Source organism: Pseudomonas sp. R3-57 (assembly GCF_051132065.1).
Classification (GTDB): domain Bacteria; phylum Pseudomonadota; class Gammaproteobacteria; order Pseudomonadales; family Pseudomonadaceae; genus Aquipseudomonas.
Genome location: NZ_CP071655.1, coordinates 1771441 through 1784629, shown reverse-complemented (window position 1 = coordinate 1784629; position 13189 = coordinate 1771441). Strand labels below are relative to the sequence as shown.

The following is a 13189-nucleotide window of genomic DNA, read 5'->3' as shown; positions in this document are numbered from 1 at the left end:
CGAACCTCGGGAATCGCAGGTGGTATCTACCTATCGCCGCCATCACACCCGCGAACTTAACAGTTGATGATGGACCCGTGCTGCGGCTTATAACTTATCGTTCTAAAACTCCACCTACCGTGGCGGGTCAGTTTCTGAGTACCCGCCCTTTTGGCGAGGTCACGCTTGACCCCTCCCCAACGGAAAAACCGGTAAGGATTTTATGTGTGGATTAGCTGGCGAGTTACGTTTTGATCAACAACCTGCAGACCTTGCAGCCATCGAGCGCATCACCCATCACCTGGCCCCGCGCGGCCCTGACGCGTGGGGCTTTCATGCCCAAGGGCCGATTGCCCTGGGCCATCGGCGCCTGAAAATCATGGACCTGTCGGACGGCTCGGCGCAGCCGATGATCGACAGTCAACTGGGCCTGTCGCTGGCCTTCAACGGCGCCATTTACAACTTCCCGGAACTGCGCGCCGAACTCGAAGCGCTGGGTTATGCGTTCTATTCCGGCGGTGACACCGAAGTCCTGCTCAAGGGTTATCACGCCTGGGGTGAGGCACTGCTGCCCAAGCTCAACGGCATGTTTGCCTTCGCCATCTGGGAGCGTGACGCGCAGCGCCTGTTCATCGCCCGTGACCGTCTCGGCGTAAAGCCCTTGTACCTGTCGCGCACCGGCCAGCGCCTGCGTTTCGCATCGGCACTGCCAGCGCTGCTCAAGGGCGGCGATATCAACCCGATTCTCGATCCGGTGGCGCTCAATCACTATCTGAATTTCCATGCCGTGGTGCCGGCGCCGCGCACGCTGCTGGCGGGTATCGAAAAGCTGCCGCCCGCGAGCTGGATGCGCGTCGAAGCCGATGGCACCACCGAACAGAAAATCTGGTGGACCCTGCCCTACGGCCCGAACGAGGACGAGAAAAACCTCAAGCTGGAAGACTGGGTCGACCGCGTACTCGACAGCACCCGCGAAGCGGTGGCGATTCGTCAACGCGCCGCAGTGGACGTCGGTGTGTTGCTGTCCGGCGGTGTCGATTCGAGCATGCTCGTCGGCCTGTTGCGTGAAGTCGGCGTCGAGAACCTGTCGACCTTTTCCATCGGTTTCCAGGATGCCGGCGGCGAGCGCGGCGACGAGTTCCAGTATTCCGATCTGATCGCCAAACACTACGGCACTCAGCACCACCAATTGCGCATCGATGAGAAAGAAATCATCGAACAACTGCCCGCCGCGTTCCGCGCGATGAGCGAGCCGATGGTCAGCCACGACTGCATCGCCTTTTACCTGCTGTCGCGGGAAGTGGCCAAGCATTGCAAAGTGGTGCAGAGCGGTCAGGGTGCCGACGAATTGTTTGCCGGTTATCACTGGTATCCGCAAGTCGACGGCGCGGCTGATCCGTATGCAGCTTATCGCGCGGCGTTTTTTGACCGCAGCTACGAGGACTACGCCGCCACCGTGCAGCCGAAATGGCTGACGGCCAATGATGCCGCCGGGGACTTCGTCAAGGAACACTTCGCCCAGCCCGGCGCTGAGGCGGCGGTGGACAAGGCCCTGCGCCTGGACAGCACGGTGATGCTGGTCGACGACCCGGTCAAGCGGGTCGACAACATGACCATGGCCTGGGGCCTGGAGGCGCGCACGCCGTTTCTCGACTACCGACTGGTCGAACTGTCGGCCCGTGTACCCGGCCAGTTCAAACTGCCCGATGGCGGCAAACAGGTGCTCAAGGAAGCCGCGCGTCGGGTCATTCCAAGTGAAGTGATCGACCGCAAGAAAGGCTATTTCCCGGTGCCTGGCCTCAAACATTTGCAGGGTGACACGCTCAACTGGGTGCGCGAACTGCTGCTTGATCCAAGCCAGGATCGCGGCCTGTTCAACCCGAGCATGCTCGACAAGCTTCTGACTGACCCTCAAGGCCAACTGACCCCGTTGCGCGGTTCGAAACTGTGGCAACTGGCGGCGCTGAACCTGTGGCTCAGTGAACAAGGAATCTGATTGATGAAACCCCACGCCACGTCCATCAACCAACGCCTGCTACGTGGTCAGGCGCCGTCGTACGAACGTTTGCAAGCGCGCCTCGCTGAAGACGGCAGCACCCTGCCCTGCGCACCGATTGCCGTGCATTGCGGCTGGGGCCGGTTGCTGATCGGCCATACCTTCCCGGACCCGGCGTCATTGGCGCAGGAACTGCTCAACGAACAACCCGGCGAGCGCGACATTGCGCTGTACGTCGCCGCGCCGCAGCAGATTCTGGGCCTGGAGCCGACGCAGCTGTTCCTCGATCCGTCCGACACCTTGCGCCTGTGGTTCAGCGATTACCGCCAGGCCACTCGCGTGTTTCGCGGCTTCCGCATTCGACGTGCGCAGAGCGAGGCGGACTGGCAAGGCATCAACCGCTTGTATCAGGCGCGCGGCATGTTGCCGATCGATCCCGAGTTGCTCACCCCGCATCCTCAGGGCGGCCCGGTGTACTGGCTGGCCGAGGATGAAGACAGCGGCGCGGTGATCGGCAGTGTCATGGGCCTCAATCATCACAACGCGTTCAACGATCCGGAAAATGGCAGCAGCCTGTGGTGTCTGGCGGTTGACCCGCAATGTTCGCGTCCGGGTGTGGGCGAGGTGCTGGTGCGGCATCTGATCGAGCACTTCATGAGCCGTGGGCTGAGCTACCTGGATCTATCGGTGTTGCACGATAACCGTCAGGCAAAAAACCTCTACGCCAAACTCGGTTTCCGCAACCTGCCGACGTTCGCGATCAAGCGCAAGAACGGCATCAACCAACCGTTGTTTCTTGGTCCGGGGCCGGAGGCGCAATTCAACCCGTACGCGCGAATCATCGTCGAAGAAGCTCATCGACGCGGAATCGACGTACAGGTCGATGACGCCGACGCCGGGCTGTTCACCCTCAGCCATGGCGCGCGCCGGGTGCGCTGCCGTGAATCGTTGAGCGACCTGACCAGCGCGATCAGCATGACCCTGTGCCAGGACAAAAGCCTGACCCACAAGGTGCTGAAGGCTGCCGGGCTGAATCTGCCGGCGCAACAACTGGCCGGCAATGCCGACGACAATCTGGCCTTTATCGACGAACACCAACGGGTGGTGGTCAAGCCGCTCGACGGTGAACAAGGTCAGGGTGTGGCGGTCGATCTGCAGACCATTGAAGACGTGCAGCAGGCCATCGAAGCAGCGCGACAATACGACAGCCGCGTGCTGCTTGAGAGCTTCCATGAAGGTCTCGATCTGCGCATTGTGGTGATCGGTTTCGAAGTGGTCGCGGCGGCCATCCGCAAACCGGCCGAAGTGGTCGGTGACGGTCAGCATTCGATTGGTGAACTGATCGAGGCGCAGAGCCGCCGTCGGCAAGCGGCTACCGGTGGCGAAAGCAAGATTCCGGTGGACCACGAAACCGAACGCACCTTGCATGCGGCCGGTTACACCTACGACAGCGTTCTGCCGGCCGGCGAACATCTGTTCGTGCGCCGCACCGCCAATCTGCACACCGGCGGCACCCTGGAAGACGTCACGGCGATTCTGCACCCGACCCTGGTCGATGCCGCTGTGCGCGCGGCGCGGGCGCTGGATATTCCAATGGTCGGCCTCGACCTGATGGTGCCGGCGGCGGATCAGCCAGAGTACGTGTTCATCGAAGCCAACGAACGCGCCGGCCTGGCCAACCACGAGCCGCAACCGACGGCGGAGCGCTTTGTCGATCTGTTGTTTCCGCATAGTCAGGCGGCGGTCTGAACCCATCCGATCGTTCCCACGCTCAGCGTGGGAATGCCTCAAGGGACGCTCCGCGTTCCAAGGGGACGCAGAGCGTCCCGGGCTGCATTCCCACGCTGAGCGTGGGAACGATCAGCGCTCAACCCATCAGGAGTTTCCATGACCCTGCAAATCCCCGAACCGGATCTGAACTACCTGCAAAAAGTCCTGCTGGAAATGCTCGCCATTCCCAGCCCCACCGGCTTCACCGACACCATCGTGCGCTACGTCGCCGAGCGTCTGGAAGAACTCGGCATCCCGTTCGAAATGACCCGGCGCGGAACCATTCGCGCCACGCTCAAGGGCAAGAAGAACAGCCCCGACCGCGCAGTCTCGGCGCACCTCGATACCATTGGCGCCGCAGTCCGCGCAGTCAAGGACAACGGCCGTCTGACCCTCGCCCCGGTTGGCTGCTGGTCGAGCCGCTTTGCCGAGGGCAGCCGTGTCAGCCTGTTCACTGACAGCGGCGTGATTCGCGGCAGTGTCTTGCCGCTGATGGCGTCCGGGCATGCATTCAATACCCAGGTCGATGAAATGCCGATCAGTTGGGATCACGTCGAACTGCGCCTTGACGCTTACTGCACGACCAAGGCCGATTGCGAGTCGCTGGGCATCAACGTCGGTGACGTGGTCGCGTTCGATCCGCTGCCGGAATTCACCGAGAGCGGCCATATCAGCGCCCGCCACCTCGATGACAAGGCCGGCGTCGCGGCGCTGCTTGCCGCACTCAAAGCGATCATCGACAGCGGCGAGGAGTTGATGATCGATTGCCATCCGCTGTTCACTATCACCGAAGAAACCGGCAGCGGCGCGGCGGCGGCATTGCCGTGGGACGTCAGCGAGTTCGTTGGCATCGACATCGCCCCGGTCGCGCCCGGCCAGCACTCCAGCGAACACGCCGTCAGCGTGGCGATGCAGGATTCCGGCGGCCCGTATGACTATCACCTGTCGCGGCACTTGTTGCGCCTGGCCGGTGAACACGAGCTGCCGGTGCGCCGCGACATGTTCCGCTATTACTTCAGCGACGCCCATTCGGCGGTGACTGCCGGGCATGACATTCGCACCGCCCTGCTCGCCTTTGGCTGCGATGCGACCCACGGCTATGAGCGTACGCACATCGACAGTCTGGCGGCGCTGAGCCGGTTGCTCGGTGCTTACATTCTGAGCCCGCCGGTGTTCGCCAGCGACGCGGCGCCGGCCAATGCCTCGCTGGACCGCTTCAGTCATCAGATCGAACACGACACGCAGATGGAGAGCGAAACGCGGGTGCCGCCGGTGGACAGTCTGGTGGGGCAGCGTTCCGACAGTTAGGGCATCGTTGCCTGAGATACCGCTATCGCGAGCAGGCTCACTCCTACAGGGGATCGCATTCCAATTGCAGGAGTGAGCCTGCTCGCGATGGCGCCGGTCGAGGCACTACAAAAACTGGCAGGCCAACACCAATCGCCGTAGCATCGCGCCATTGATTTAGCCGAGGTGCCCATGCTGATTCCCCACGACCAACTTGAAGTCGACACCCTCACCCGCCTGATCGAGGATTTCGTCACCCGCGACGGGACCGACAATGGCGATGACACGCCGCTGGAAACCCGTGTACTGCGCGTCCGCCAGGCGTTGACCAAGGGCCAGGCGCTGATCGTGTTCGATCCGGAAAGCGAGCAGTGCCAGTTGATGCTCAAGCACGATGTGCCCAAGCATTTGTTCGACTGACGCTCAGCGAACCTTCTGCACACCTTCCTTGCGCTTGATCCGGTCGTAGACTTCGGAGCGGTGCACGTGCACGTTTTGCGGGGCTTCGACGCCAAAGCGCACGCTGGAGCCATTGACCGACAGAACACGCAACGAGATGTCGTCACCGATAGAAATCAACTCACCAACGACACGGCTGAGTACAAGCATGAGATACGTCCTTCAGGGTTAGCGAACCCAGAAGATGCGCGGCTTGCGGCGGCGACACAATGCGCAGCAGGCAAATCAGTTTTGCCTTACAGCCTTGCGCGCTTCGAGCCGTCAGACGTTTCCCGCAAAACACCGTCAAGCCGCGGAAAACCGCGGCCCGAACAGGATCACACTGGCGCCGATCACACACAGCGCCACACCGATCCAGTCAGAGCCCAATGGGCGCACGCGCTCGACCACCATCAGCCAGCCAATCGAAGCGACGATATAGATTCCGCCGTAAGCGGCATATGCGCGTCCGGCGTAGTTGGCTTCGACGCGGGTCAGCAGGAGTGCAAACAGCGTCAGACTCATCAGCGCAGGAATCACCCACAGCGCACTTTTGCCCTGGCGTAGCCACATGAAGAAGGCGAAACAACCGGCGATCTCGAACAGCGCCGCGAAGAAGAACCACAAATAATTGAGCATCGATGCGTCTCGACAGGGTGACCATTGCGGCCACCCTAACGACGCCGTCTGCTGCGGGCAAGTTCAGCCGTTGTTCTGTTTGGCCTTGGCACGCATTTTCGCGGCCATGCTGGTCATTTCGTTATAGAGCAACTGCGGGTTCTTCTGCTTGATCGCCCAGGCCATGCGCCCTTGTTCGTGGGGCAGGATCATGAACTCACCGGCGGCCACTTGCCGGTAGATGTAGTCGGCGATATCCGCGGCAGTGATCGGCGAACTTTCCAGCAACTTGCCCACCTGGGCCTTCATCGCCGGAGTCGGCCCGCGGAACGAATCGAGCAGGTTGGTCTGAAAGAACGACGGGCAAACCACGTGCACGCCGACTTCCTGTTGTGCCAGTTCGATCAACAGACTTTCCGAAAGCGCTACCACACCGGCCTTGGCCACGTTGTAGTTGCTCATGGCTGGCCCCTGCATCAGCGCCGCCATGGAGGCGATGTTGATGATCTTGCCTTTGCTCTGCTCGAGCAGCGGCAGGAACGCCTTGCAGCCCTTGACCACGCCCATCAGGTTGATCGCGATCTGCCAGTCCCAGTCTTCCAGCGATAACTCGCTGAAGAAACCGCCCGAGGCCACGCCGGCATTATTGACGATGATGTCGATGCCGCCGAGTTTCTCTTCACACGCTTGGGCGAACGCTGTGAGCTGGCTGTAATCACGCACATCGCAGCGCTGGATAAAACCGTCACCACCTGCCTCACGGATCAGCTTCAGGGTTTCCTGAAGGCCCGGTTCGCTGACGTCGGACAGCGCCAGCTGCCAGCCCTCACGCGCCCAGCGCAGCGCGATTTCGCGGCCCAGACCGGAGCCCGCGCCAGTGATCATCATGCGATTTTGCATAGCAGACAGCCTTGTTGTTCCGGGAAAGATGCGCCGAGTGTAGCGAACGTTCGGCCACCACCCACGCTCCATCAGATTGCTGAATGGTGAGTGCAAACCGGGGCGCGTTGGATTCAATGAGGGCGAGTAAGTTCTGAACTAGCCGGGCGAAAAAAAGAAATAAGCCTGCAATCCAAATACATTAAAAAAACATGGAATTTTTTCCACTTGGCACAAGTCGGAACTTGTAAGCCGGCTGGAATAACTTGGTATCCAGTCGCCCTTGAACATCGAGACTTCTCGACATTACCAACAAGGAAATCGACATGGGCACAATTCTTATCATCATCCTGATCCTGTTGCTGATCGGTGGTCTGCCGGTCTTCCCGCACTCCAGAAGTTGGGGTTATGGTCCCTCGGGCATCATCGGTGTCGTACTGGTCGTGCTGTTGGTGTTGTTGTTACTCGGCAAGATATGACGATTTAAAGCTGAAAAAAAGAGGCCCTGTTCAGGGCCTCTTTTTTATTGCGCGTTTTTTAACAGCAATCAGTCCGGCTTGCCGTGAATCACACCGGCGGTGTTATCCAGCAGGCTCTTGGTCGCGGTTTGCAGAAACGCTTCCAGCTTGAGTTTCAGTTCGGCGGTGCGCGGTGCATTCGGCACTACTTCGGCATGCGGATTGGCACCGAGTTGGTATTGCCAGATTTTCGGCCCCATGTCCTTGTCGCGCGGCAACACCAGAATCTGGTCGGCGGTGACAATCGCCGTGGTCTGCTCGCTGCCCGATGGCTTGATCACACCGAAACCGGTATCGCCCTGCGGCAGGTTGAGCAGGTCGCGGCCCCAGCACTGGTGACGCACTTCGCCACCGAGACGGCCCATGATGGTCGGCACGATGTCGATCTGGGTGCCCACCGTATGGTCACGCGTACCGAACTTCTGCTGGATGCCCGGGGCGATCATCAGCATTGGCACGTTGAAGCGACCCAGGTCCATTTCGGTGATCTGACGCTCGTTGCCGAAGCCATGGTCGCCGACGATGACGAACAGGGTCTCGTTAAAGTACTTCTCTTTGCGCGCCTTTTCGAAGAACTGGCCCAGCGCCCAGTCGGAGTAGCGCATGGCAGTCAGGTGTTCGTTGAGACTGCCACGGTCGGTCACGCGCTCGACCGGCAATGGCGTCGGCAAGGCGTATGGCGTGTGGTTGGACAGGGTTTGCAGCAGCGCGTAGAACGGCTTGCCGTTTTCCCGCGCTTTCAGCTCCTGCAGACCACGGTCGAACATGTCCTGGTCGGACACGCCCCACGTCGGGTCGGAGAACACCGGATTGACGAAGTCGTTGCGGCCGACGAAGTTGGTCATGCCCTGGTTGCTGAAGAAGCCCGACTGGTTATCCCAGGCAAAGTCGCCGTTGTAGACGTACACGTCGTCGTAGTCACGCGCACTGAGCAACTGCGGCAGGCCGGACAGCTTGTGGCTGCCTTCCGGCGTCTGCATCAGGTATTCGAAACCCGGCAGGTTGGGAAAGCAGGCCATGGTCGCGAACATGCCCTGGTGGGTGTGCGTGCCGTTGGAGAAGAAGCGGTCGAACAGCAGGCCTTCCTTCGACAGCTTGTCCAGGTAAGGCGTGATATTGCCCGGCGCGCCCAGAGCACCGACCGAGTGACCGGCCATGCTTTCCATCAGGATCACCACGACGTTCTTGATCGGCAGGGTCTTGTCGGCCGGCGGCATGTAGTCACGGCGCACCGCAGCGATGTCGGCGTCGACCAGTTTGTCGTCCGGCATCAGCAGCATGTCGCGCACCACTTGCTGCGCCTGCTCCTGCGGCAAAGTGGCTTTCCAGATATTGTCACGGTCCTCGCCCATGCGTGCCTTGGCGGCAGCGATCAGCGACAGCGTGCCGTTGAGGCCGAGCTGGTTGGCGAAGTTGGAATCGGTGGTGTACACGTCGCCCCAACGCATTGGCGGGCCTTGACGCAAGGTGCCGCGCGCAGCCACCACGCAGATCAGCAGGCAAACCACGAACACCGCCAGACGGGTGTACCACGGCGCGACCTGACGCGAGCTGACACTGCCGCCGCTGAACGGCCCGCGCGGGCGGGTGGCGCGGTCGGCGCCCTTGAAGGCAAGGGTCAGAATGACCGTGCCGATGACCCACGCCAGCAGGTAGCGCACCACCGGGAAACCGTACCAGAGCATGCTCATCACGGTTTTCGGGTCTTCTTTCACGTACTGGAACACCAGACCGTTGAGGCGCTGGTGGAATTCGCGGTAGAAGTCCATTTCCATCAGGCCGAGGAACAGCGCGATGCTCGAAGCGATGGTCAGCCACAGACGGAAGAAGCCGCGTGCCGCCATGGCCCGGGCGCTGAACAGCGCCAGCACCAGCGGAATGCACAGGTAGACCACCAGGCGCAGGTCGAAACGCAGGCCATTGACGAACGCTTCAAGGAAGGTCGAGACCGGGGTGTCGAGGATCATCTCGCGGTTGTAGACCAGCAGCGCGAGGCGCAGCACGGAAAACATCACCATCATGACCAGCGCACAAAGCAGCGTGTAGGCCAGATGCGATTTGACGGTCGGTTGCAGCAGGCGACTGGAAGATCGCTGCTGATTCAGGGCGTCCGGGTTTGCCATGTCGTTTTAGGACCCATTGGAAAGTTGAAGTTGCAAAGAATAAAGCGGCGCCAAGCCCTCTATTGGTCATTCCAGACCCCGGGGCGTGCGCGGTGCGCAAATGTTGCACGATCACCCGCACCATTGCCATTGATTACTGCCGCGCTGCCAGATGCTTTCATTTAGAGCCCTGACAGCGAGGCAACAGCGCGGGCGAATTGTCGGGAAGACTTTGTGAAAATTTCGTCCAACGCATATCTGGAAACACAATAAAGCCGAAAACGAAACGCCCCGAATCAATCGGGGCGTTTATTTTCAAAGTGCGCGGATTATTTCTCGGCGCGCTGTTTCAAGGCTTTGAGTGTATTGAAGGGTGCATCGACCACGAACTTGTTGGCAACCATGGCGGGCACGCTGCCGCCTGGTTCGGTGTGCACTTGATAGGTCACTTCGACCCGATCGCCTTTGGGTACGAACTTCCAGAACCCCTTGACCTGCTGCACCCGCACAAAACCCTTTTCTTCCGGCAGATAAGTCGGCACGCCCTCAAGATTGCGGGTCAGGCTGCCATCGGCGCCTTCGACGGTGGTGATGCGCAACACCGAATCACGCGGAGTCACCGGCCACGGCGTGTTGAACTGGGTGTAGGTCCAGCTCTGTTCGCCTTCGTGCTTGAGCAGTTTCTGGGTCTTGCACTCGTGAATCCAGGCGCAGGCACCGGCAACGTCTTCCTGCAGCGCGCGTAGTTTGGCGATGGTGGTCTTCATCAGCGCAACGCCCTGATAGGACTTATAGTCTGAGCCGGGTATTTCGCTCAGCGAGACCTTGATGCCGTCCTCGTTCTTGGCGACTTTCCAGTCTTCCGCCTGGGCAACCGAGGTGGCCAGCACAGCGGCCAAACCACACAACACAGCGATACGATGCAGCGAACCCATAGTCTTTTCCTTATTGTTGAAGTTCCGTTGCCTTGACACATCAGGCCGCAGTCATGGCTTCCCACCAACCGATCAGCCTGATCGCTTCTTCGGCGCTGTTGCCACAGACTTCAATGTCGGCAGCGAAGCCTGCGCAGACTGGCGGACGCTCCGGGCGGCCGAAAATGCTGCACAGGTTATCGACCGACAGCTGCACGCAACGTTCGCCGGCAGGTTTGCCTTCGGGCATGCCGGGAATCGGCGAACTGATGGACGGGGCAATGCAGCAAGCGCCACAGCCTTCACGGCATTTCATGACGAACAATCCTCGCGACGGGCGATGTGTAAAGAGACGGGAAACAGAGTAACCGCTAAAACGGCTGTTTCAAATTGTCTGCGGCGGCTTTTCAGCGATAAGTGAAAGTGACTGACCAGTCTCCGACAAAGCGTCTGTTCTGCGGGTCACAGGCAGGCATCATTCACTGTTTGAATTCGAAGTCCAGCGCCGCGCCTTCGACTTCACGGCGTTCGTCATTGCGCAGTTGCAACTGCATTTCGTTGCTGAGCAGACGCCCGTTGAGCTGGAAGCCGCTGTCTTTTTCGCCAAACATCTGCGGCAGAATCGCCTCGCGCTTGGGCAGTTCCACGGTGCCCTTGGGCTTCAACTCTTCAACCATATCCTTGGGCAGGCTGAGGTCGAGCTTCGCCGACGGCAATCGGGTTTTTGCCACTTCGCTGGCGGGTTTCGATTTCGAGGCTACCGGGCGGCGCTTCTTCACCGTGGCGGCTTTTTTCGACTGGGCTTTTTTGGCGGGTGCCGCGGTTTTCGCGGTTTTCTTGCTCGTACTGGTCGCAGCCGGTTTTTCCTGGGGGGCAGCCGCCAAGACGCTCGGCACCTGACCGATCATCAACGAACCCAGCAAAACCCACGCGGCAGGAACAATCGCTTTCATGGACCCAACGAACTAACGGCAGAGGGCCACATGCTCGCTCGTTGTGCGCAACAAGACAAGCCTGACCTGCCGCTCGTTCAGAATCCGCCAGCGGTTTCCTGACACAGCTGGGTCGCCAACAACCCTAGCGTCATCAACGCCCGTTCCGCCTCGCGGTTCCACGGAATCCCGCAATTGAGGCGGATACAGTGGTTGAACTGCTCGGTGTTACTGAAGATCAACCCCGGCGCAATACTGATGCCCTGCTGCAACGCACGCACATGCAATTCTTGCGTATTGACCCGTCCCGGCAAACTCACCCAAAGGATGAAACCGCCCGTGGGACGGGTCATTTGCGTGCCTTCGGGGAAATGCTGCTGCACCGCCAACTGGAAGGCGCTGAGGTTTTTCCGGTATTCCTGGCGGATGTACCGTAAATGCCGGTCATAGCCGCCGTTTTCCAGATAAGCGGCAATCGCCATCTGCGTGACACTGCAGGCCGAATGCGTGCTGAAGGTCTGCAAACGCTGGATTTCCTGCTGATACTTGCCAGCGATCATCCAGCCGATCCGCACACCCGGCGACAGGGTCTTGGAGAAGCTCGAACAGTAGATCACCCGATCGAGCCGGTCATAGGCCTTGAGCGCCTTGGTTTTGCCCTGCTCGAACATCAACTCGCCATAGATATCGTCTTCAACGATCTGGATATCGAAATCCGAGGCCAGCCGCAGCAGTTGCTTCTGCCGCTCCTCGGGCATGGTCCCGCCCAGCGGATTGCTCAGGCGCGTGGTCAACACCAACGCCTTGATCGACCACTGGTTGGCCGCCAGTTGCAGCGCTTCCAGGCTCATACCGGTTGCGGGGTCGCTAGGGATTTCGATGACTTTGAGACCAAGCAGATCGGCCAGTTGCAACAGACCGTAATACGTCGGAGATTCAGCAGCGATCAGATCCCCCGGCCGGGTCAACACCCGCAACGACATTTGCAGGGCATCGACACAACCATGGGTGATCACCACCTCAGACGGATCGACCACCACCCCAGCGTCGCGCATGCGAATCGCCACCTGCCGACGCAGCGGTTCAAAACCAGGACTGAACATGTAACTGAAAGCGCGCGGGCTATGGAAGCGCGTGACCTTGGCCAATTGCTGATGCAACGCGCGCACCGGCAAATAATCGACACTCGGCACCGCCGCACCCAGCGGAAACACCCCTTCACGGCGCGACTCGACCAACACCTGCTGAATGATACTGCTGCGCGTCACCAGCCCCGGCCGCTCAACCCGCGCAATGTCTGGCGTCGGCGCCGTCAACGCCGGCGTCTGGTGCACGTAATAACCCGACTGCGGCCGCGCCCGGATCAAGCCCTGATCCTCAAGATTGGCGTAAGCCTGCAACACCGTCGCATGACTGACATTGAGCTGCGAGCTCATCTTGCGCACCGAAGGCACCCGCTCCCCCGGCTGATAAACGCCACGCCGAATATCCTCGGCCAGCTGCTGAGCAATACGTTGGTAGAGCAAGAGATTGGTCATGACGCAGCACTCGATTTCACGGGCGATTTTATTCTTGTGCGAAACAATACCGGAACAGTTTAGAAGTGTACTGGGACAGTTGTCACTTTAGTCGACGATACAGTGCGGTGTCTGCGGAGACTGTGCTGTTTTTTTGAGAAGGGGTCGAGAATGTCGCTAAAGATCAAGAGCCCCTCACCCTAGCCCTCTCCCGGAGGGAGAGGGGACGGACCGCAGTG

Annotated in this window: 13 protein-coding genes; 5 read left to right on the top strand and 8 right to left on the bottom strand. The window is 60.1% G+C overall.

The features are described from left to right. Nucleotides 1-202: 202 nt before the first annotated feature. The 4 genes from J3P93_RS08185 (at nt 203) to J3P93_RS08170 (ending at nt 5452) form a co-directional block, all read left to right on the top strand. Nucleotides 203-1975, top strand: coding sequence for an N-acetylglutaminylglutamine amidotransferase (locus tag J3P93_RS08185; protein ID WP_434596438.1), 1773 nt, complete (start codon nt 203-205; stop codon nt 1973-1975). A gap of 3 nt (nt 1976-1978) precedes the next feature. After that, the gene (gene ngg / locus J3P93_RS08180) at nt 1979-3724 is read left to right on the top strand and encodes an N-acetylglutaminylglutamine synthetase (RefSeq protein WP_434596435.1); all 1746 of its coding nucleotides are present in this window, start codon (nt 1979-1981) and stop codon (nt 3722-3724) included. 138 nt (nt 3725-3862) lie between these two features. Further along, nucleotides 3863-5053, top strand: coding sequence for an osmoprotectant NAGGN system M42 family peptidase (locus tag J3P93_RS08175; protein ID WP_203418956.1), 1191 nt, complete (start codon nt 3863-3865; stop codon nt 5051-5053). 171 nt (nt 5054-5224) lie between these two features. Next, nucleotides 5225-5452: a YheU family protein gene (locus J3P93_RS08170; RefSeq protein ID WP_003199186.1), complete on the top strand. Its 228-nt coding sequence runs from the start codon at nt 5225-5227 to the stop codon at nt 5450-5452. Between the two features lie 3 nt (nt 5453-5455). Here J3P93_RS08170 and csrA read toward each other — a convergent pair whose 3' ends face one another. The 3 genes from csrA to J3P93_RS08155 form a co-directional block, all read right to left on the bottom strand. Then, complete coding sequence (gene csrA, locus J3P93_RS08165) at nt 5456-5641, bottom strand: carbon storage regulator CsrA (RefSeq protein ID WP_090285114.1); 186 nt, start codon at nt 5639-5641, stop codon at nt 5456-5458. A 135-nt stretch (nt 5642-5776) separates the two neighbouring features. Continuing rightward, the gene (locus tag J3P93_RS08160; protein ID WP_434596431.1) at nt 5777-6109 is read right to left on the bottom strand and encodes a YnfA family protein; all 333 of its coding nucleotides are present in this window, start codon (nt 6107-6109) and stop codon (nt 5777-5779) included. 63 nt (nt 6110-6172) lie between these two features. After that, nucleotides 6173-6988 (bottom strand): SDR family oxidoreductase, encoded by an 816-nt coding sequence (locus J3P93_RS08155; protein WP_434596429.1) that lies wholly within the window; start codon nt 6986-6988, stop codon nt 6173-6175. A gap of 299 nt (nt 6989-7287) precedes the next feature. Between J3P93_RS08155 and J3P93_RS08150 the strand changes: the two genes are divergently transcribed. After that, nucleotides 7288-7446, top strand: coding sequence for a DUF3309 family protein (locus tag J3P93_RS08150; RefSeq protein WP_172833327.1), 159 nt, complete (start codon nt 7288-7290; stop codon nt 7444-7446). A gap of 68 nt (nt 7447-7514) precedes the next feature. Here the strand turns inward: J3P93_RS08150 and J3P93_RS08145 are convergent, their stop codons facing one another. From J3P93_RS08145 to J3P93_RS08125, 5 genes are all read right to left on the bottom strand, one after another. After that, nucleotides 7515-9608 carry an LTA synthase family protein gene (locus J3P93_RS08145; protein ID WP_434596427.1) on the bottom strand — a complete coding sequence of 698 codons (2094 nt, stop codon included), beginning with the start codon at nt 9606-9608 and terminating at the stop codon, nt 7515-7517. 308 nt (nt 9609-9916) lie between these two features. After that, a complete protein-coding gene (locus J3P93_RS08140; RefSeq protein ID WP_434596425.1) occupies nt 9917-10522 on the bottom strand; it encodes an START domain-containing protein in 606 nt (201 codons plus the stop codon). A gap of 40 nt (nt 10523-10562) precedes the next feature. Then, nucleotides 10563-10817, bottom strand: a complete 255-nt coding sequence (locus tag J3P93_RS08135) for a YkgJ family cysteine cluster protein (RefSeq protein WP_434596423.1) — start codon at nt 10815-10817, stop codon at nt 10563-10565. A 163-nt stretch (nt 10818-10980) separates the two neighbouring features. Then, nucleotides 10981-11454, bottom strand: coding sequence for a translation initiation factor 2 (locus J3P93_RS08130; RefSeq protein ID WP_434596421.1), 474 nt, complete (start codon nt 11452-11454; stop codon nt 10981-10983). A 77-nt stretch (nt 11455-11531) separates the two neighbouring features. Then, nucleotides 11532-12971, bottom strand: a complete 1440-nt coding sequence (locus J3P93_RS08125) for a PLP-dependent aminotransferase family protein (RefSeq protein ID WP_090285127.1) — start codon at nt 12969-12971, stop codon at nt 11532-11534. Nucleotides 12972-13189 lie beyond the last annotated feature (218 nt).